This window comes from Streptomyces sp. NPDC048419, assembly GCF_043200415.1.
In the GTDB taxonomy this organism is placed as follows: Bacteria; Actinomycetota; Actinomycetes; order Streptomycetales; family Streptomycetaceae; genus Streptomyces.
Map to the genome: position 1 here is coordinate 269,628 of NZ_JBICXT010000010.1, position 18,937 is coordinate 288,564.

Annotated in this window: 15 protein-coding genes, 1 pseudogene and 1 riboswitch; of the genes and pseudogenes, 7 read left to right on the top strand and 9 right to left on the bottom strand. The window is 69.7% G+C overall.

All coding sequences use genetic code 11. The annotated features are described in order from the left end of the window. The 7 genes and pseudogenes from ACGFYN_RS22665 to kdpF form a co-directional block, all read right to left on the bottom strand. Entirely contained in the window at window positions 1–1,293 is a 1,293-nt protein-coding gene (locus ACGFYN_RS22665; protein WP_393867657.1) for an extracellular solute-binding protein, read from the bottom strand. Between the two features lie 286 nt (window positions 1,294–1,579). Next, a pseudogene (locus ACGFYN_RS22670) lies at window positions 1,580–1,813 on the bottom strand (diaminopimelate decarboxylase); the annotation flags it as partial. 209 nt (window positions 1,814–2,022) lie between these two features. Beyond that, entirely contained in the window at window positions 2,023–2,706 is a 684-nt protein-coding gene (locus ACGFYN_RS22675) for a response regulator (protein ID WP_393867658.1), read from the bottom strand. Between the two features lie 86 nt (window positions 2,707–2,792). Further along, window positions 2,793–3,425, bottom strand: a complete 633-nt coding sequence (locus ACGFYN_RS22680; protein ID WP_393867659.1) for a potassium-transporting ATPase subunit C — start codon at window positions 3,423–3,425, stop codon at window positions 2,793–2,795. Between the two features lie 24 nt (window positions 3,426–3,449). Then, the gene (kdpB, locus tag ACGFYN_RS22685; RefSeq protein WP_393867660.1) at window positions 3,450–5,546 is read right to left on the bottom strand and encodes a potassium-transporting ATPase subunit KdpB; all 2,097 of its coding nucleotides are present in this window, start codon (window positions 5,544–5,546) and stop codon (window positions 3,450–3,452) included. A 50-nt stretch (window positions 5,547–5,596) separates the two neighbouring features. Beyond that, a complete protein-coding gene (kdpA, locus tag ACGFYN_RS22690) occupies window positions 5,597–7,294 on the bottom strand; it encodes a potassium-transporting ATPase subunit KdpA (RefSeq protein WP_393867661.1) in 1,698 nt (565 codons plus the stop codon). A 7-nt stretch (window positions 7,295–7,301) separates the two neighbouring features. Continuing rightward, window positions 7,302–7,391: a K(+)-transporting ATPase subunit F gene (gene kdpF, locus ACGFYN_RS22695; RefSeq protein ID WP_016434100.1), complete on the bottom strand. Its 90-nt coding sequence runs from the start codon at window positions 7,389–7,391 to the stop codon at window positions 7,302–7,304. A 1,041-nt stretch (window positions 7,392–8,432) separates the two neighbouring features. On the opposite strand from kdpF, the gene ACGFYN_RS22700 reads away from it, so the two are divergent. Both ACGFYN_RS22700 and ACGFYN_RS22705 read left to right on the top strand, forming a co-directional pair. After that, window positions 8,433–10,385, top strand: coding sequence for an amino acid transporter (locus ACGFYN_RS22700; protein ID WP_393867662.1), 1,953 nt, complete (start codon window positions 8,433–8,435; stop codon window positions 10,383–10,385). A gap of 110 nt (window positions 10,386–10,495) precedes the next feature. Then, complete coding sequence (locus ACGFYN_RS22705; RefSeq protein ID WP_393867663.1) at window positions 10,496–11,014, top strand: hypothetical protein; 519 nt, start codon at window positions 10,496–10,498, stop codon at window positions 11,012–11,014. Between the two features lie 70 nt (window positions 11,015–11,084). On the opposite strand, the gene ACGFYN_RS22710 is transcribed toward ACGFYN_RS22705, so the two are convergent. Further along, window positions 11,085–11,675: a DUF1707 domain-containing protein gene (locus ACGFYN_RS22710; protein ID WP_393867664.1), complete on the bottom strand. Its 591-nt coding sequence runs from the start codon at window positions 11,673–11,675 to the stop codon at window positions 11,085–11,087. A 104-nt stretch (window positions 11,676–11,779) separates the two neighbouring features. On the opposite strand from ACGFYN_RS22710, the gene ACGFYN_RS22715 reads away from it, so the two are divergent. The 5 genes from ACGFYN_RS22715 (at window position 11,780) to ACGFYN_RS22735 (ending at window position 15,676) form a co-directional block, all read left to right on the top strand. Then, on the top strand, window positions 11,780–12,175 hold the full coding sequence (locus tag ACGFYN_RS22715; RefSeq protein ID WP_384265895.1) for a molybdopterin-binding protein: 396 nt from the start codon (window positions 11,780–11,782) through the stop codon (window positions 12,173–12,175). A gap of 236 nt (window positions 12,176–12,411) precedes the next feature. Next, a complete protein-coding gene (gene modA, locus ACGFYN_RS22720) occupies window positions 12,412–13,239 on the top strand; it encodes a molybdate ABC transporter substrate-binding protein (protein WP_393867665.1) in 828 nt (275 codons plus the stop codon). Further along, window positions 13,236–14,093: a molybdate ABC transporter permease subunit gene (gene modB, locus ACGFYN_RS22725; protein ID WP_393867666.1), complete on the top strand. Its 858-nt coding sequence runs from the start codon at window positions 13,236–13,238 to the stop codon at window positions 14,091–14,093. Before modA ends, modB begins: the two co-directional genes overlap by 4 nt. Before the next feature lie 53 nt (window positions 14,094–14,146). Further along, on the top strand, window positions 14,147–15,229 hold the full coding sequence (locus tag ACGFYN_RS22730; RefSeq protein ID WP_393867667.1) for an ABC transporter ATP-binding protein: 1,083 nt from the start codon (window positions 14,147–14,149) through the stop codon (window positions 15,227–15,229). Between the two features lie 27 nt (window positions 15,230–15,256). Next, window positions 15,257–15,676, top strand: coding sequence for a molybdopterin-binding protein (locus ACGFYN_RS22735; protein ID WP_393867668.1), 420 nt, complete (start codon window positions 15,257–15,259; stop codon window positions 15,674–15,676). Between the two features lie 60 nt (window positions 15,677–15,736). On the opposite strand, the gene gcvP is transcribed toward ACGFYN_RS22735, so the two are convergent. After that, window positions 15,737–18,622, bottom strand: a complete 2,886-nt coding sequence (gene gcvP, locus ACGFYN_RS22740) for an aminomethyl-transferring glycine dehydrogenase (RefSeq protein WP_393867669.1) — start codon at window positions 18,620–18,622, stop codon at window positions 15,737–15,739. A 176-nt stretch (window positions 18,623–18,798) separates the two neighbouring features. Beyond that, window positions 18,799–18,894, bottom strand: a riboswitch (glycine riboswitch). Window positions 18,895–18,937 lie beyond the last annotated feature (43 nt).

Genomic DNA, 18,937 nt, shown 5'->3' on the forward strand with positions numbered 1-18,937 from the left:
CTACGCTTCCTTCGCGGTCTTGGTGATCGACTGCGTGACCTGCTCGGGGGACTTGGACCCGGCCATGAGCGCGGCGACGCTGTCGTTGACCTCCTGGCCGACCGCGGGGTCGTACGCCTGGTCGAGGTAGAGCTGGAAGCCGGTGGCACCCTTCAACTGGGCCTGTACGGCCTTGGTGTTGGGGTCGGAGAGGGCCTTCTCAGCGCCGGGCACGACCGGGAGGGTGTTGGTCTTCTTGACGAGTTCGAGGTCGGTGGCCTCGGAGGCGAAGAACTTCAGGAAGTCGACGGCCGCCTGCGGTGCGCCCTTGCGCAGGGCATGGCCGCCGCCACCGCCGAACACCTCGGTGATCACGCCCTTTCCGCCCTCGACGGCCGGGAAGGGGAAGAAGCCGAGGTTGGAGCCGAGGCCCTTGCCCGAGTCGGCCTCGACGACCGGTGCCCACTGGCCCATGAGCTCCATGGCGGCCTTGCCGTTGCCCATGGTGGCGGCCTGTCCGGTGGGCGTGGAGTAGGCGGCCCCGAGGAACCCCTTCTGGAACGGCTGGAGTTTGACCAGGTCCTCCAGGTGCTGACCGGCCTGGACCAGGCCCGGGGCGGTGAAGTCCTTGCTGTCGTTGGCCTTCTGGAGCTCCTGGATGCCGGCCGTGCGCATGGCGAGGTAGGCCCAGTAGTACATGCCCGGCCACTTCTCCTTGCCGGCCAGGGCGATGGGCGTGATGTTCTTCGCCTTCAGCTTCCTCACGGCGTCGAGGAAGCCGCTCCAGGTGGTGGGCGGCTCGCTGATGCCGGCCTGCTTGAAGAGCGCCTTGTTGTACCAGAACCCGATCATGCCGATGTCGAACGGGATGCCGTACGTCTTGTCGTCGATGAGGTACGGCTGCTTCGCCGTCGACAGCATGCCGTCGACCCATGGCTTGGTCCGGTCGGTGAGGTCCTCCACGAGGCCGGCGTCCACCTGCTGCTTCAGCACACCGCCGCCCCAGGTGTGGAAGATGTCCGGCAGCTTCCCGGAGGCGGTCAGCGCCGTCATCTTCGACTTGTAGGCGTCGTTCTCGAGCTGGGTGATCTTTACCTTCACCTTGGGGTTCTGCGCCTCGAACTTCTTGGCGAGGCCGGCCCAGACGGTCTTCGTGGGTTCGGTGGTCGAGATGTTCCACCACTCGATCGTGGTCGTCCCGTCGGAGGACCCTCCGTCCGAGTCGCCGCCGCAGCCGCTCAGTGCCGTCATGCCCAGGCCGGCCGCGGCGGAGGCCGCCAGAAAGCCGCGGCGGGACAGTGCCCGGTCGCCCATCTTGTGCTCCTTGGGGTAGGGACGGCGCGTCCACGACCGCCCCGGGTGGGACCGAAAGTTTCGGAGAAGATCCAGAAAGATGCGTTGTTGCCGCACCCTAGAGACAGCTCCCAAACGGTGGCAACCCCTTGTGCACGGTGAATCTGGAGTGGACCGGACAGCAGTCCACCCCGACCCGCAGGAAGCCGAGTCGGTGTGGACACCTCCGACGACAGTCCTTCGGGACCGTCTTCCGTAATGTTCGCCGCAAAATCCGAATGTTTCGGCGACCTGCGCGAACTTCGGGCTAGATGCCTACGTCCCGGCTGCGGATGTCCTCCAGGGACTCGCGCCGCACCAGGAGCCGGGCCCGGCCCGCGTGCACGGCGGCGACCGGCGGGCGGCCGACGAGGTTGTAGGTCGAGGCCATGGACAGGTGGTAGGCCCCGGCGACGGGGACGGCGATCAGGTCTCCGGGACGGACGTCGGCGGGCAGCCGGCTCCCGGCCAGAACGTCGCCGGCCTCGCAGTGGCGGCCATACGCCGGCGGAACGCCTGGCGGCTGCGGCTGGACGTCCGCCGCGTGCTCAGGGAGGCGGAGCCGCTACGACGACGCGTGAGCCTCCGGCGCCTGCGTCACCTCCTGCCGCGACCGTCGCTCCGCACAGGCTCAGCACCGTCGACAGGCGCACAACGTGCCGACGCCCGGTGCCGCGCCGAGGTGAATGCGCAGGTTGCCGCGTGCCATGTTCACCCTTCGAAGCGGTAACCCAAGCCGGGTTCGGTGATGAGGTGGCGGAGGTGTGCGGGGTCCGCCTCCAACTTGCGGCGCAGCTGGGCCATGTAGACGCGCAGATAGTTGGTCTTGATGCTCTGGGAGACCCCCCAGACCTCCTGGAGCAGGTACTGCTGGGTGATGAGCCGGCCGGGGTTGGTGATCAGGATCTCCAGCAAGCGCCATTCCGTCGGGGTCAGCCGTACGTCGTGGCGGCCGCGGACCACCTTCTTGGCGAGCAGGTCGACGGTGAACTCGTCGGTCTCGACCACCGTCGTCCCGGGGGCTGCCGGGGTCTCCCGGACGCGGCGGACGGCGGCGCGCAGCCGGGCCGTCAGCTCGTCCATGCTGAAGGGCTCGGTGATGCAGTCGTCGGCGCCCACGTCGAGTGCGGCCACCTTCTCGTCGGAGGCCTGGCGCGCGGACAGCACCAGCACCGGGACCCGGCTCCGGCCGCGCAGGGCCTCGATGACGTCGACGCCGTCCATGTCGGGCAGCCCGAGGTCGAGTATCACCACGTCCGGCGGTCGTGCCGCGGCCAGCCGCAGGGCCGGGGCGCCGTCCGAGACCGCGTCCACCTCGTACCGGCGCACCTGCATGTTGATCACGAGGGCCCGCACCAGCTGCGGGTCGTCCTCCACCACCAGCACCCTGGTCATGGGTGTGCGCCCTTCTGCGCGGCGGCGTGAGCCGGCCGAACCGGACGGATCCGGCGGCCGGCTCACGCCGGGTTCCTGTGAAGCCATCAGCCCTTGGCCACAAGTGCCTTGAGTGCGATGTTGAGTTCGAGGACGTTGACCCGGGGATCGCCGATGAAACCGAGGGTGCGGCTCTCGGTGTGATCCTTGACGAGGCTCTCCACCCGGGCCACGGACAGGCCGTTGCGCTCGGCCACCCGGTGCACCTGGATCTCGGCGTACTGGGGGGAGATGTCCGGGTCGAGCCCGGAGCCCGAGGACGTGACCGCGTCGGCGGGGATCTGGGAGGGCCTGACCGTGTAGCCCGGCACGGAGTCGTCCTTGACGACCTTCGCCTTGGCCTGCTGCACAGCCTTGACGAGATCGGGGCTGTCGGCGGAGAGGTTCGTGGCGCCGGAAAGGATCAGCTTGTACCGGGTGTTGAGCGAGTTCTCCCCGAGCCCGTTCGCCGGACGCGACTGGAAGTACCGCATGCCGTAGCCCTGTTGGCCGATCAACGAGGAGCCGACGACCTTCCCGGCCGACTTGATCTCGGAGCCGTTCGCCTTGTTGCTGAACAGCCCCTGGGCGATGCCGGTGATCACCAGCGGGTAGATGACACCGGTCACCAGGGTCAGCACGAGGAGGGCGCGCAGGCCCGCCCCGAGCAACCGGGCGGTGTTGGTGACGGAGTTGTTCATGGCGGTCGGCACGCCTTTCAGGAATTACAGCCCGGGGATGAGGGAGATGAGCAGGTCGATGAGCTTGATGCCGATGAAGGGGGCGATCAGACCGCCGAGACCGTAGATCCCGAGGTTGCGCCGGAGCATCTTGTCCGCGCTCACCGGCCGGTACTGCACTCCACGCAGGGCGAGCGGCACCAGGGCGATGATGATCAGCGCGTTGAAGATGACCGCCGAGAGGATCGCGGAGTCCGGCGAGGACAGCGCCATGATGTTGAGCTTGTCCAGGCCCGGGTAGACCACCGCGAACATCGCCGGGATGATCGCGAAGTACTTCGCGACGTCGTTGGCGATGGAGAACGTCGTCAACGCGCCCCGGGTGATCAGGAGTTGCTTGCCGATCTCGACGATCTCGATGAGCTTGGTCGGATTGGAGTCGAGGTCGACCATGTTGCCGGCCTCCTTCGCGGCCGACGTACCGGTGTTCATCGCCACACCGACGTCCGCCTGGGCCAGCGCCGGCGCGTCGTTGGTGCCGTCACCGGTCATCGCGACGAGCTTGCCGCCCGCCTGCTCCCGCTTGATGAGCGCCATCTTGTCCTCGGGAGTCGCCTCGGCGAGGAAGTCGTCGACGCCCGCCTCCTCGGCGATCGCCTTGGCCGTCAGCGGGTTGTCACCCGTGATCATGACGGTCTTGATGCCCATCCGGCGCAGTTCGTCGAACCGCTCCCGCATGCCCTGCTTGACGACGTCCTTGAGGTGGATGACGCCCAGCACGCGGGCACCGCGCTCGTCCTTGACGGCGACGAGCAGCGGCGTGCCGCCCGCCTCGGAGATGCGGTCGGCGATGCCGCCCGCGCCCTCGGCGACCGTGCCGCCCTCCTCCTGGACCCAGGCGATGACCGAACCGGCCGCGCCCTTGCGGATCTTGCACCCGTCGACGTCCACGCCCGACATCCGGGTCTGGGCGGTGAAGGCGATCCAGTCGGCGTGGGCGAGCTCGCCCTGGTGGCGCTCGCGCAGGCCGTACCTCTCCTTGGCCAGGACGACGATGGAGCGGCCCTCGGGCGTCTCGTCGGCCAGCGACGACAGCTGCGCGGCGTCGGCCACCTCGGCGTCGGTGGTGCCGCTCACCGGCACGAACTCGGCGGCCCGGCGGTTGCCGAGGGTGATGGTGCCTGTCTTGTCGAGCAGGAGCGTGGAGACGTCACCGGCGGCCTCGACCGCCCTGCCGGACATGGCCAGTACGTTGCGCTGCACCAGCCGGTCCATGCCGGCGATGCCGATCGCGGACAGCAGGGCGCCGATCGTGGTCGGGATGAGGCAGACCAGCAGGGCGACCAGCACCACCATGGTGAGGTGGGTGCCCGCGTAGTCGGCGAACGGCGGCAGCGTGGCGACGGCCAGCAGGAAGACGATCGTCAGCGACGCCAGCAGGATGTTCAGGGCGATCTCGTTCGGCGTCTTCTGCCGGGCGGCGCCCTCGACGAGGTTGATCATCCGGTCGATGAAGGTCTCGCCCGGCTTCGTCGTGATCTTGATGACGATGCGGTCGGACAGCACCTTCGTCCCGCCGGTGACCGCCGAGCGGTCGCCGCCGGACTCGCGGATGACCGGGGCCGACTCACCGGTGATGGCCGACTCGTCGACCGAGGCGACACCCTCGACCACGTCGCCGTCGCCGGAGATGACGTCGCCGGCCTCGCACACCACGAGGTCGCCGATCCGCAGCTCGGTGCCGGGCACCTGCTCCTCGCTGTCGCCCACCAGGCGCCGTGCGACGGTGTCGGTCTTGGCCTTGCGCAGGGTGTCGGCCTGCGCCTTGCCGCGGCCCTCCGCGACCGCCTCCGCCAGGTTGGCGAAGACCACGGTCAGCCACAGCCAGGCGCTGATCGCCCAGCCGAACCAGTCACCCGGGTCCTTGAAGGAGAAGACGGTGGTGAGCACTGAGCCGATCCACACCACGAACATCACGGGCGACTTGAACTGCACCCGCGGGTCGAGCTTGCGGACGGCGTCCGGCAGCGACCTGAGCAGCTGCCTGGGATCGAAGAGGCCCGCGCCGACACGGCCCTCGGCGGACTTGTGCCCGGTGGGTACGTCGCTGTGCGGCGCCCGGGTGGGTGTGGCTGTGGACATGGAGTCCTCTGGGTCTTCTACGTTTTCGACAGGAGTGGTATGAGTGGTCATCACGCCAGCCCCTCGGCCAGCGGGCCCAGCGCGAGTGCCGGGAAGTAGGTCAGGCCGACGATGATCAGGACCGCGCCGACCAGCAGGCCGATGAACATCGGCTTCTCGGTGCGCAGCGTCCCCGCGGTCACCGGCACCGGCTTCTGCTCGGCGAGCGAGCCGGCCAGGGCCAGGACGAACACCATCGGCAGGAAGCGGCCCAGCAGCATCGCGAGCCCGGTCATGGTGTTGAACCAGTCGGTGTTCGCGTTCAGCCCGGCGAAGGCGGAGCCGTTGTTGTTGGCGGCCGAGGTGAAGGCGTAGAGCACTTCGCTGAAGCCGTGTGCGCCCGAGTTGAGCATCGAGTGGGGCGGAGTCGGCAGCGCCATCGAGAAGCCCGTGAAGATCAGCACCAGCGCCGGCGTGATCAGGATGTAGACGGCGGCCAGCTTGATCTCACGGGAGCCGATCTTCTTGCCCAGGTACTCGGGCGTACGGCCGACCATGAGACCGGCGATGAACACCGCGATGATCGCGATGATCAGCATGCCGTAGAGGCCGGAGCCGGTACCACCGGGCGCGATCTCACCCAGCATCATCGACAGCATGGTGACTCCGCCGCCGAAGCCGCTGAAGGAGGAGTGGAACGAGTCCACCGCGCCGGTCGAGGTCAGCGTCGTGGCCACCGCGAAGATCGAGGAGCCGCCGACGCCGAAGCGGACCTCCTTGCCCTCCATCGAGGCACCCGCGAGCTGCAACGCGCCCTCGTGGTGGGCGAATTCGGTCCACATCATCAGCGCGGTGAAGCCGATCCAGATGGTGCCCATCGCCGCGAGGATCGCGTAACCCTGCTTCACCGAGCCGACCAGCACGCCGAAGGTGCGGGTCAGTGAGAACGGGATGACCAGGATCAGGAAGATCTCGAAGAGGTTGGTGAACGGGGTCGGATTCTCGAACGGGTGGGCGGAGTTGGCGTTGAAGTAGCCGCCGCCGTTGGTGCCCAGCTCCTTGATGGCCTCCTGCGAGGCGACCGCGCCGCCGTTCCACTGCTGCGAGCCGCCCATGAACTGGCCGACCTCGTGGATGCCGGAGAAGTTCTGCAGGACGCCGCACGCGACCAGGACGACCGCGGCGACGGCGGCGATCGGCAGAAGGATGCGCACGGTGCCGCGCACCAGGTCGGACCAGAAGTTGCCGAGTTCCCCGGTGCGCATGGGGGTCCCCCCGCTCGAGCGAAGTCGAGAGTGGGGGAGCGCGAAGCCGCGCACCAGCGCCACGGCGACGGCGATGCCGACCGCGGCCGAGACGAAGTTCTGCACGGCCAGACCGGCGGTCTGCACGACGTGCCCCATGGTCTGCTCGCCGTAGTACGACTGCCAGTTGGTGTTCGTCACGAACGAGACGGCCGTGTTGAACGACTGTGCGGGGTTGACCGAGGAGAAGCCGAGCGAGCCGGGCAGGACGCCCTGCAGCCGCTGCAGGAGGTAGAGGAAGAGCACCCCGGCGACGGAGAAGGCGAGCACCCCGCGCAGATACGCCGGCCAGCGCATCTCGGTGTCCGGGTCGGCACCGATGCCCTTGTAGATCCACTTCTCGACGCGCAGGTGCTTGTCGGAGGAGTAGACCCTGGCCATGTAGTTGCCGAGGGGGACGTGGACGAGTGCCAGCGCGCCTATGAGCGCCAGCAGCTGCAGGATTGCCGCAGGTACGGGACCCATGTCTGTCTCAGAACCTCTCCGGGAAGATCAGGGCGAGGACGAGATAGCCCAGCAGGGCGACGGCCACGACGAGGCCGACGATGTTCTCGGCGGTCACAGCTTGGTCACCCCCTTGGCGACGAGGGCCACCAGAACGAAACACGCGATCGCGGTGACGACGAAGGCCAGATCGGCCATCGTGAGCTCCTGGAGTGAGAACCGGTCGGACGGGGACGGTTAGAGGAAACAGCCCTCGTGGCCGGAATCGAGCGCCGTTGACGGGTCCCATACGGCGCACCGCACGCCTTTGACGGAACTCTTACGGCGTCGCGATCGCCGCAGGTCAAAAGCGCGCCCCGCTGGTTCTGCAGCAGGCGGATGAGGACGGTGACCCAGGTGGCCGGCCCCCACACCTCGCGGACGTAGGCGGCGACGGGACGGTCCAGGGAGGGCCGCTCGCAGGCGAGCCGCACCAGGGGCGCTCGGGCCCCACTCGGTCCAGGTGCCCTCCAGGAGGTGCGCCTGCGCCCGGTCCTCGGGACCAGCGTGGCAGACGCCAACCGCGCGGACCTCGTCGCCGTTGAGCGGCGCCTCGCCCTGCCGGCGTGACCCGCGCTCGAGCCTCCAGCGCCGCACCATGCCGACCTGCGCGACCGTGAAGCCGACGACGACGCCGATCGCGAGCACGCCGTGCCGGTGGACGTGGCGGTCCGCGCTTGGCGCGAAGACATGCGGCAGCCAGTTGTCCCGGGCCAGCCGCTTCATCGTCGCGAACTGGACAACGCAGAAAGCCCAGTTGTGGCCGAGCCAGGCGTCCGCGAACCGAGCGGGCACGGTGCCGCCCTGGGCCGTCCGGAGATGGCGAACGCAGCCAAGGAGGGCCGCTCGCCGAGCAAGCCCAGACCGTACGCGATGACGCTGGGTGTCCGCCCCTGGCCGCCCGGACCCGCTGTCGCCCACACAGGCCGGCCGCCGCCAGAAGCGCCCCCAGCACCCACTCCTTGATGTGCGGTCCACGCAGGCGAGGCCAGTCTTAACGGAAGCTTAGCGCCCAGGGCCCCATGATCCGTGGGCCCAGGCGTCACGCTCCGCTTACGCTGGTGCCGCCGTCCGCGTGATGGCCCCACACCACGCTGAGCCGCACCTCAGGAGCACGCCGATGGCCACGACAGAACATCCCCCGCCCAGTCGATTGCGCGCCTGGATGCTGGAAGGCCTGTCCGACATGGGCAAGAACCATGCCCAGCAGGCACCCCCGAGCGAGTCCGCCCTGGAGCACAAGGGGCAGCCCTGGTACCGGGTCATGTGCCTCACCGGCGTCGACTACTTCTCGACGCTGGGTTACCAGCCGGGCATCGCGGCCCTGGCGGCGGGACTGCTGTCACCCGTAGCGACCATCGTGCTGGTGATCGTCACCCTCGCGGGCGCCCTGCCGGTGTACCGGCGCGTGGCCGAGGAGAGCCCGCACGGCCAGGGTTCGATCGCGATGCTGGAGCGCCTGCTGACGTTCTGGAAGGGCAAGCTCTTCGTCCTGACGCTGCTCGGCTTCGCCGCCACGGACTTCCTGATCACCATCACCCTCTCCGCCGCGGACGCCTCGACCCACCTCGTCGAGAACCCGCACCTGAACAGCGCGCTGCACGACAAGCAGATGCTGATCACGCTGATCCTCGTGGCGCTGCTCGGCGCCGTCTTCCTCAAGGGCTTCCTGGAGGCCATCGGCGTCGCCTTCGCCCTGGTGGGCATCTACCTCAGCCTGAACGTCGTCGTCGTGATCGTCGGTCTGTGGCATGTCGCCACCGCCGGGCACGTGATCACCGACTGGTCCAGCGCCCTGACCGCCGAGCACGGCAGCATCTTCGGGATGATCGGCGTCGCCCTGGTCGTCTTCCCCAAGCTCGCGCTCGGCCTCTCCGGCTTCGAGACCGGCGTGGCCGTCATGCCGCACGTCAAGGGCGACCCGGCCGACACCGAGGAGACGCCCACGGGCCGGATCCGGGACACGAAGAAGCTGCTCACCACGGCCGCCATCATCATGAGCGGCTTCCTCATCACGACCAGCTTCATCACCACGCTGCTGATCCCGGAGAAGGAGTTCGAGCCGGGGGGCCATGCCAACGGGCGTGCGCTCGCCTACCTGGCGCACCACTACCTGGGCGGCGCCTTCGGCACGGTCTACGACATCTCGACGATCGCCATCCTCTGGTTCGCCGGCGCCTCCGCCATGGCGGGTCTGCTCAACCTCATGCCGCGCTACCTCCCGCGCTACGGCATGGCCCCGCACTGGGCGCGGGCGGTGCGCCCCATGGTCATCGTCTTCATCCTGATCGCCTTCCTGGTCACCTGGATCTTCGACGCGAACGTGGACGCCCAGGGCGGCGCCTACGCCACCGGTGTGCTGGTGCTGATCAGCTCCGCCGCGATCGCGGTGACCATCGCCGCCCACAAGGCAGGTCAGCGCAACTGGACCATTGGGTTCGCGGTGATCTCGGCGGTGTTCCTGTACACGACGGTCGTGAACGTCATCGAGCGCCCCGACGGCGTCAAGATCGGTGCCTGCTTCATCGCCGGCATCATCCTGGTCTCGCTCCTGTCCCGGCTGGCCCGCGCCTTCGAACTGCGCGTGACCAGCGTGACGCTGGATCCGATGGCGGAACGTTTCATCCGGGACATGTCGAGCCGGAAGATCCGCTTCATCGCCAACGAGCCCGACCAGCGCGACAAGGCCGAGTACCGCGACAAGATCGAGCAGATCCAGGTCGACAACGACATGCCCGGCGAGGACTTCGTCTTCGTCGAGGTCACGGTCCTCGACCCGTCGGAGTTCGAGGCCGGCCTGACCGTCCGAGGCGAGGTCCTGCACAACCGCTACCGGGTCCTGACCCTCGAGTCCTCGTCCATCCCGAACGCCCTGGCCGCGCTGCTCCTGCACGTCCGCGACGTCACGCACTGCACACCGCACATCTACTTCGAGTGGACCGAGGGCGGCCCCTTCGCCAACTTCCTGCGCTTCTTCCTCTTCGGCCAGGGCGAGGTCGCCCCGGTCACCCGCGAGGTGCTGCGCGAGGCGGAGCCGGACCCGACCCGCCGCCCGAGGGTCCACACCGGCTGAACCACGGGCCCCGGCCCCCGCGTCAGATTCGCGTCAATTCTTGGTGCCCCGGCGTCAGAGTCCCGTCAGCGACGCCCTCACGGGCGCCCGGCGGCGCCTACCGTCACCTCATGGACCGGAGCACACCACCGAGCCCGGTCGGCGACCGCCACTGGCGTGGCAGCGCCCGGCTCGCCACCGGCTGCGCCCTCGCCTTCGGCACCATGACGACCCTGGTCGACTGGGACGCGAGAACCCTGACCCCGGCCCGCGCCCTGCTCAGGCTCGCCCTGTCGGCCGCGGTCTTCGCGGTCCTGCTCCCACCCAGCGTCACCGCGGGCCGCGGCTGGCTGACGGTGCGCGGCCCGCTGCACCGGCGCATCGTCCACACCGACGCACTGGTCTGCGTACGGCAGTACGACGGCGCCTCCTCGCATCTGGTCCTGCAGGACGCCCATGGCCACTTCCTGGAACTCGACCCACGCGTCCTCGCTGCCAACCCCCTCCTGTGGCACGAACTCGACACAGGCGTCCGCCGCTCCCTCGAACACGGCACCCTGCGCCAGGGCGCGGACGTCCTGGGCCGCCTCGGCCACACGATCGACGACGAGACGGCCGAGGCCGTACTCAAGGCGTCGGGACTTTCCTGACCCGGTCGCGAGACCATGTCACGAGACCACGATCCCGAGACCACCCGGCCCACGCCCGGAAAGCCTGCCCTTACCGGCACCGCCCGCGCCGCAATTGCCGTACGACAACCCGTCCGAGGCTGAGGCGTCCCTCGACCACCACCCGCAGCACCACGGGCACGTCCTGGCCCCGACCCGTACGCGCCTTGATCTTGGCGTAGTGCGTCACCAGTGAATCGGTGTCCACCACCACACCCGGCGGCGTCAGCAGCCGCAGCGCTCCCCCGCGCATGTCGAGGTCGATGTGCAGGATGTCGTGCGCGATGACCGCGCCGGTGAAGTCGAGGGTCACGTCGCCCCGCTCGGAGTCGACCTCCAGCCGGCGCGGCACCGTCCAGCCGTCGGCGCGCCGGGACGAACCGCCCTTCTGCTCGATGCGGACGACGTCCTTCACCTCGGGCGCGACACCGACGGTCTCGGCCGGCAGGTCCGTCGTCAGCACCGCCAACTCCCCCATCGTGCGCGCGGTGAGCGCGGCCTCCACCCGCTCGTCGAGCTCGTCCGCGGTCAGCCGGCCGTCCCCGGCGGCGACACGGAGCACGTCGACCACCCGGTCCCGGTCCTCGTGCGAGGCCCTCAGGCCGGGCGGCTTCTCGCCACTGCGCGACACCTCACCGGACATGGCCACACCCCGAATCCCAGTCACAGCACTGACGCTATATCGCGTTATACCCAACGCTCAACCCCACGTCCACCAGGGCCCATTGTCGGCCCTATCGTGACGGCATGCAGAGCTACACAATCGGCCAGGCAGCACGACTACTCGGCGTGAGTCCGGACACCGCACGCCGCTGGGCGGACGCCGGGCGGGTGGCGACCCACCGTGACGAGGGCGGGCGACGACTCATCGAGGGCCGGGACCTCGCCGCGTTCTCCGTCGAACTCGCCAAGGCGGGGGGCGCCGAGGAGGAGACCTCCTACACCTCCGTCCGCAACGCCTTCCCCGGCATCGTCACCGCCATCAAGCTCGGCGACGTCGCGGCCCAGGTGGAGATCCAGGCCGGCCCGCACCGCCTGGTCTCCCTGCTGACCCGCGAGGCCGTCGAGGAACTCGGCCTGGAGGTCGGCATGGAGGCCACGGCCCGCGTGAAGTCGACGAACGTACACATCGACAGGACGTGACCCGCCGACGGCACATCACCCACTGCCCGACCACACCTGACACAGGAGCCGCACCTGCCCCGCACGACCACTTCCGTACGAACGCACATGCGGCCCCTCCATCCCTTCAGCCCAGCTCATGCGATGCGACAGGAGACTTACACCTCGCATTTGCGCCAGTATGATCGGCGCATCGGTAGGGACCGGCGGCGACCGTCGGCCTCTTCCTCCGTAGAAGTCAGAGGAGTGGACCCGTGATGACCCGTTCCATGCGCCGGACCCGCCGGACCCTGCAGGTGGCCGGCGCAGGAGCCGCCGCGCTGCTGGCCCTGACCGCCTGCTCCTCGTCCGACTCGGACTCCGACTCGGGGAAGTCCGACTCCTCCGCGTCGTCGTCCTCGCCGAAGCTCTCCGGCGACGTGACGGTCTTCGCCGCGGCCTCACTCCAGGAGAGCTTCACGACACTCGGCAAGGAGTTCGAGAAGCAGCACCCGGGCACGCACGTCACCTTCAGCTTCGGCGGCAGCGACAGCCTCGCCGCGGGCATCACGGGCGGCGCCCCGGCCGACGTGTTCGCCTCCGCCAGTCCGAAGACGATGAAGATCGTGACGGACAAGAAGGACAACGCCACCGCCCCGGCCACCTTCGTCCGCAACCAGCTGGAGATCGCCACCCTGCCGGGCAACCCCGACAAGGTCGCCTCCCTCAAGGACCTCACCAAGTCCGGCCTCAAGGTCGTCCTCTGCGACAAGACCGTGCCGTGCGGCGCCGCTGCCCAGAAGGCACTGGACGCCGGCAAGCTGAAGCTGACCCCGGTCTCCTACGAGGAGGACGTCAAGTCCGCCCTGAACAAGGTGGTGCTGAAGGAGGCCGACGCCGCCGTGGTCTACGAGACGGACGTGAAGGCGGCCGGCAGCAAGGTCGAGGGCGTGGACTTCCCCGAGTCGGCCAAGGCCATCAACGACTACCCGATCGCCCTGCTGAAGAACTCCAAGAACCCCGAGGCCGCCAAGGCGTTCATGGCGCTCGTGCGGTCCGCCGAGGGCCAGAAGGTGCTGACCGAGGCGGGGTTCCTCAAGCCGTGACCTCGACCGGCAAGTCCGACGCCGCGGCCGACACCCTCGAGAGCGGTCCGCGGCGCGGGCGTGCGCGGTCGGCCCGCCGCGGGGTCCCGCTGCCCCTGCTGCTGCCCGCGCTGATCGGCCTGGCCTTCCTGCTCCTGCCGCTGGTCTCGCTTCTCGTACGAGCCCCGTGGAGCACCCTGCCCGAGCAGCTGACCAGCACCGAGGTGTGGCAGGCGCTCAAGCTGTCGCTGGTGTGCGCCACCTCGGCGACCGCGGTCAGCCTGGTCCTCGGCGTCCCGCTGGCCTGGCTGCTGGCCCGCACCGAGTTCCCCGGCCGCGGCCTGGTCCGCGCCCTGGTGACCCTGCCGCTCGTGCTGCCGCCCGTGGTCGGCGGTGTGGCCCTGCTGTTCGCGCTGGGCCGCAACGGCGTGATCGGCCAGTGGCTGGACTCCTGGTTCGGCATCACGCTCCCCTTCACCACCACGGCTGTCGTCGTCGCCGAGAGCTTCGTCGCGATGCCGTTCCTCGTGATCAGCGTCGAGGGCACGCTGCGCGCCGCCGACCAGCGCTACGAGGAGGCGGCCACCACCCTGGGCGCCTCCCGCTTCACCGCGTTCCGCCGGGTCACCCTGCCGCTCATCGCACCGGGCGTCGCGGCGGGCGCCGTCCTCGCCTGGGCGCGCGCGCTCGGCGAGTTCGGCGCGACGATCACCTTCGCGGGCAACTTCCCCGGCAGGACCCAGACCATGCCCCTCGCGGTCTACCTCGCCCTCCAGAACAACCCGGAGGCCGCCATCGCCCTCAGCCTGGTCCTACTGGCCGTGTCGATCGCGGTACTGGCGGGCCTGAGGGACCGTTGGATGACGGCATCATGACGAACCCGCCTGGGGGCCTGCCAGATGCCGAACACCAGCCGACAGACAGCCTGATGCCACCTTCGCACCGCGCAGCCGCCGACGGCGCTCAGCTCACGGACGGCCTCGACGCCCACCTGATCGTCGACCGCAAAACCTTCCGCCTCGACATCACCCTCACCGCAGCCCCCGGCGACGTGCTCGCACTACTCGGCCCCAACGGCGCAGGCAAAACCACAGCCCTCCGAGCCCTCGCAGGCCTGGTCCCCCTGACAGACGGCCACCTCCACCTGGACGGCGCGGAGCTGAACTGCACACCCCCCGAGAACCGCCCCGTAGGCGTCGTCTTCCAGGACTACCTCCTCTTCCCCCACCTCACCGCCCTCGACAACGTCGCCTTCGGCCCCCGCTGCCAGGGCGCGACGAAGGCGGAGTCCCGCGCCCAGGCAGCCGAGTGGCTCAAGCGGATGGACCTCACGGAACACGCCACCGCCAAGCCCCGCCGCCTCTCCGGCGGCCAGGCGCAACGCGTCGCCCTGGCCCGCGCCCTCGCCACCCACCCCCGGCTGCTGCTCCTCGACGAGCCCCTCGCCGCCCTGGACGCCCGTACCCGTCTCGACGTACGGGCCCAACTCCGCCGCCATCTGGCCGAGTTCGAGGCGGTCGCGGTCCTGGTCACGCACGACCCGCTGGACGCGATGGTGCTGGCGGACCGCCTGGTGGTCGTCGAGCACGGCGGCGTCGTCCAGGAGGGCACCCCGTCCGACATCGCCCGTCACCCCCGTACCGACTACATCGCCCAGCTGGTCGGCCTCAACCTCTACAAGGGGCAGGCCGACGGCCACACCGTCCGCCTCGACGCCGGCCCGGCCATCACCACCACCGAGGACCTTTCCGGTGAGGTCTTCGTCGCGTTCCCGCCGAGCGCCGTCACCCTCTTCCGGGACCCGCCCACCGGCTCCAGCGCCCGCAACCACTGGCGGTGCGAGGTAGCAGGCCTCGAGACCCACGGCGACCAGATCCGTGCCGACCTCACGGGCGAACTCCCCCTCGCCGCCGATCTCACCACGGCCGCCGCGGCCGAGCTCGACCTGCATCAGGGCGCACCGGTCTGGGCGACGGTCAAGGCGGCGCAGACGCACGCCTACCCGGCCTGACCTCTCTCGCGCATTACGGTCGGGGCCATGACCCTGAGCATCCGCAACCAGCTCCCCGGCACGGTCACCGCCATCACCCCGGGCGAGGCCATGGCCACCGTGAAGGTCCGTCTCGACGGCGGGCAGGAGATCACGGCGGCCATCACCCGGGAAGCCGTGAACGACCTCGGCCTCACCGAGGGTTCCGCCGTGCGCACCCTGGTGAAGTCCACCGAGATCGCCCTCTCCACCGCCCCCGTCGAGGGCCTCTCCATCCGCAACCAGCTGCCCGGCGCGGTCACCGCCGTCACCTCCGGGCAGGCCATGACCACGGTGAAGGTCTCCGTCGAGGGAGGCGAACTGACCGCCGCGATCACCACGGACGCGGCCACGGACATCGGTCTCACCACCGGCTCCACGGTCGTGGCAGTGATCAAGTCGACCGAGGTCTCGCTGGCGACCGTGTGACGCGGAAGGGCCCCGCCGAAGCGGGGCCCTTCACGTCGCAGCTCGTGATGACTACCGGTCTCAGTCCTCGTACGCGTCCAGCGGCGGGCAGGAACAGACCAGGTTGCGGTCGCCGAAGGCCTGGTCGATCCGGCGCACCGGCGGCCAGTACTTGTCGGCGGCGGACACCCCGGCCGGGAAGACGGCCTCCTCGCGGGTGTACGCGTGCTCCCACTCCGCACCGAGCGCGGCGGCGGTGTGCGGGGCGTTCCGCAGCGGGTTGTCGTCGGCCGGCCATTCGGCCGCCCCGACCTTCTCGATCTCCGCCCGGATGGCGATCATCGCCTCGCAGAACCGGTCCAGCTCGATGAGGTCCTCGGACTCGGTCGGCTCGATCATCAGCGTGCCGGCCACCGGGAACGACATCGTCGGCGCGTGGAAGCCGTAGTCGATCAGCCGCTTGGCGACGTCGTCGACGCTCACGCCGGTCGCCTTGGTCAGCGGCCGCAGGTCGATGATGCACTCGTGCGCGACCAGCCCGCCGGGGCCGGTGTAGAGCACGGGGAAGTGCGGCTCGAGCCGCTTGGCGACGTAGTTGGCGGACAGCACGGCGACCTGCGTGGCCCGCTTCAGGCCCTCGCCGCCCATGAGCCGGACGTACGCCCACGAGATCGGCAGGATGCCGGCGCTGCCCCACGGGGCGGCCGAGATCGGTCCGACACCCGTCTCCGGACCGGCCGCCGGCTGCATCGGGTGGTTCGGCAGATACGGCGCCAGGTGCGCCCGTACGCCGACCGGGCCGACGCCGGGACCCCCGCCGCCGTGCGGGATGCAGAAGGTCTTGTGCAGGTTGAGGTGCGAGACGTCGCCGCCGAAGTGGCCCGGCTTGGCGAGCCCCACCAGCGCGTTGAGGTTGGCGCCGTCGACGTAGACCTGACCGCCGGCCTCGTGCACCTGGGCGCAGATGTCGGCGACGTGCTCCTCGAACACACCGTGCGTCGACGGGTACGTGATCATCAGCACGGACAGCTCGTCGCGGTGCTGCTCGATCTTCGCCCGCAGGTCCTCGACGTCAATCTCGCCGTCCTCGGCGGTCTTCACGACGACGACCTTCATGCCGGCCATGACGGCGCTGGCGGCATTGGTGCCGTGCGCCGAGGAGGGGATGAGGCACACGGTCCGCTGCTCGTCACCGTTGGCCCGGTGGTAGCCGCGCACCGCGAGGAGACCCGCCAGCTCACCCTGCGACCCGGCGTTGGGCTGCAGCGACACCTTGTCGTACCCGGTGACCTCGGCGAGACGTTCCTCCAGCTCGCGGATGAGCGTGAGGTAGCCGCCGGCCTGCTCGGCGGGCGCGAAGGGGTGCAGCTGCCCGAACTCGGGCCAGGTGACCGGCTCCATCTCCGTGGTCGCGTTGAGCTTCATGGTGCAGGAGCCCAGCGGGATCATGCCGCGGTCGAGCGCGTAGTCGCGGTCCGCCAGCCGGCGCAGGTAGCGCAGCATCGCGGTCTCGGAGCGGTTCTGGTGGAAGACGGGGTGGGTCAGGACGGCGTCGCTGCGCAGCAGGCCCTGCGGGACCGCCTCCTCGGCGGCCGCGTCCAGCGCCTCGATGTCGGCCTCGATCCCGAACGCGGCCCACACGGCGGCCACTTGAGCGCGCTTGGTGGTCTCGTCGCAGGCGATCGACACCTGGTCGGCGTCGACGAGGCGCAGGTTCACGCCGTTCTCCCGCGCGGCGCCCACGACCTCGGCGGCACGGCCCGGCACCCGCACCGTGAGCGTGTCGAAGTAGGAGCCGTGCACGATCTCGACACCGCCGGCCCGCAGCCCTTCGGCGAGGATCGTGGCGTAGCGGTGGGTGCGCTGCGCGATGGCCCGCAGACCCTCAGGCCCGTGGTAGACGGCGTACATTCCGGCCATGACGGCGAGCAGCACCTGCGCGGTGCAGATGTTGCTGGTGGCCTTCTCGCGCCGGATGTGCTGCTCACGGGTCTGCAGCGCGAGCCGGTAGGCCTTGTGGCCGTCGGCGTCCACGGACACGCCCACGAGCCGCCCGGGCAGGCTGCGCGCGAACTTCTCACGCACCGCCATGTAGCCGGCGTGCGGCCCGCCGAAGCCCATCGGCACACCGAAGCGCTGCGTCGTGCCGACGGCGATGTCCGCACCGAGCTCACCCGGGGACTTCAGCAGCGTCAGCGCGAGCAGGTCGGCGGCGACGGTGACGAGCGCGCCCAGCTCGTGCGCCTGGTCGATCAGCGGCTTGATGTCGCGTACGACACCGGAGGCGCCCGGGTACTGCACCAGCACGCCGTTGATCTCCCGCCCGGCGACCTCGGCCGGGATGCCGTCGGCGAGGTCGGCGACCACGATCTCCACACCGGCCGGTTCGGCACGGGTCTCGATCACGGCGATGGTCTGCGGCAGCACGTCCGCGTCGACCAGGAACAGGCCCTTCTTGTTCTTGCCCATGCGCCGGGACAGCGCCACGGCCTCGGCGGCGGCCGTGCCCTCGTCGAGCAGCGAGGCACCGGAGGTGGGCAGGCCGGTGAGGTCGGCGACCATGGTCTGGAAGTTCAGCAGCGCCTCGAGCCGACCCTGCGAGATCTCCGGCTGGTACGGCGTGTAGGCCGTGTACCAGGCCGGGTTCTCCATGACGTTGCGCAGGATCACCGGCGGCGTGAACGTGCCGTAGTACCCGAGCCCGATCATGGAGTCGAGCACCTGGTTGCGGTCGGCGAGCGAGCGCAGCTCGGCCAGCACCTCGGCCTCGGTGCGCGCGCCCGGCAGCTCCAGGGCGTCGGCGTTCTTGATCACATCCGGGACCGCGGCGGCCGTGAGCTCGTCCAGCGAGCCGTAGCCGACCTGCGCGAGCATCTTGGCCCGGGCCTCGTGATCGGGGCCGATGTGACGCTGTTCGAAGGGAATGCCCTTCTCCAGCTCGGTGAGCGGAATGCGATGCGGGGTCATTTGCGGAGGCCTCCTGGTCGACACGACCTTCGAGGGGCACCACTGCACGGGTACCCGGACGGCCTCCCCCTCTGTCATCTCAACCTGAGAGTTTCACCAGGTCGCCCGAGAGCGCCCGGTTTTCACCGTCGGTGAGAGCGGAAGCCGTCGACACCCGCCCTGCTTTCCAGAGTGACCTCGTCCGCGCGGTACGTGTGCCTGAGAGATTCCGGGGAGGATTTGCTCCTTCGGCGCCTCCGATGATGTCTGGAGGACTCTCCCGCACGGGGTCAGCAGCCGCTGTCAGCCTACCAGCGTGCACACAGACCGATCCTC

Excerpts from the sequence above, each read along its gene's own strand:
- gcvP (WP_393867669.1), bottom strand. The coding sequence starts at position 18,622 with ATGACCCCGCATCGCATTCCGCTCACCGAGCTGGAGAAGGGCATTCCC.
- ACGFYN_RS22680 (WP_393867659.1), bottom strand. The coding sequence starts at position 3,425 with ATGAACAACTCCGTCACCAACACCGCCCGGTTGCTCGGGGCGGGCCTG.
- ACGFYN_RS22665 (WP_393867657.1), bottom strand. The coding sequence starts at position 1,293 with ATGGGCGACCGGGCACTGTCCCGCCGCGGCTTTCTGGCGGCCTCCGCC.
- ACGFYN_RS22710 (WP_393867664.1), bottom strand. The coding sequence starts at position 11,675 with ATGTCCGGTGAGGTGTCGCGCAGTGGCGAGAAGCCGCCCGGCCTGAGG.
- ACGFYN_RS22735 (WP_393867668.1), top strand. The coding sequence starts at position 15,257 with ATGACCCTGAGCATCCGCAACCAGCTCCCCGGCACGGTCACCGCCATC.
- ACGFYN_RS22700 (WP_393867662.1), top strand. The coding sequence starts at position 8,433 with ATGGCCACGACAGAACATCCCCCGCCCAGTCGATTGCGCGCCTGGATG.
- modA (WP_393867665.1), top strand. The coding sequence starts at position 12,412 with ATGACCCGTTCCATGCGCCGGACCCGCCGGACCCTGCAGGTGGCCGGC.
- ACGFYN_RS22730 (WP_393867667.1), top strand. The coding sequence starts at position 14,147 with ATGCCACCTTCGCACCGCGCAGCCGCCGACGGCGCTCAGCTCACGGAC.
- kdpA (WP_393867661.1), bottom strand. The coding sequence starts at position 7,294 with ATGGGTCCCGTACCTGCGGCAATCCTGCAGCTGCTGGCGCTCATAGGC.
- ACGFYN_RS22675 (WP_393867658.1), bottom strand. The coding sequence starts at position 2,706 with ATGACCAGGGTGCTGGTGGTGGAGGACGACCCGCAGCTGGTGCGGGCC.
- kdpB (WP_393867660.1), bottom strand. The coding sequence starts at position 5,546 with ATGTCCACAGCCACACCCACCCGGGCGCCGCACAGCGACGTACCCACC.
- ACGFYN_RS22715 (WP_384265895.1), top strand. The coding sequence starts at position 11,780 with ATGCAGAGCTACACAATCGGCCAGGCAGCACGACTACTCGGCGTGAGT.
- ACGFYN_RS22705 (WP_393867663.1), top strand. The coding sequence starts at position 10,496 with ATGGACCGGAGCACACCACCGAGCCCGGTCGGCGACCGCCACTGGCGT.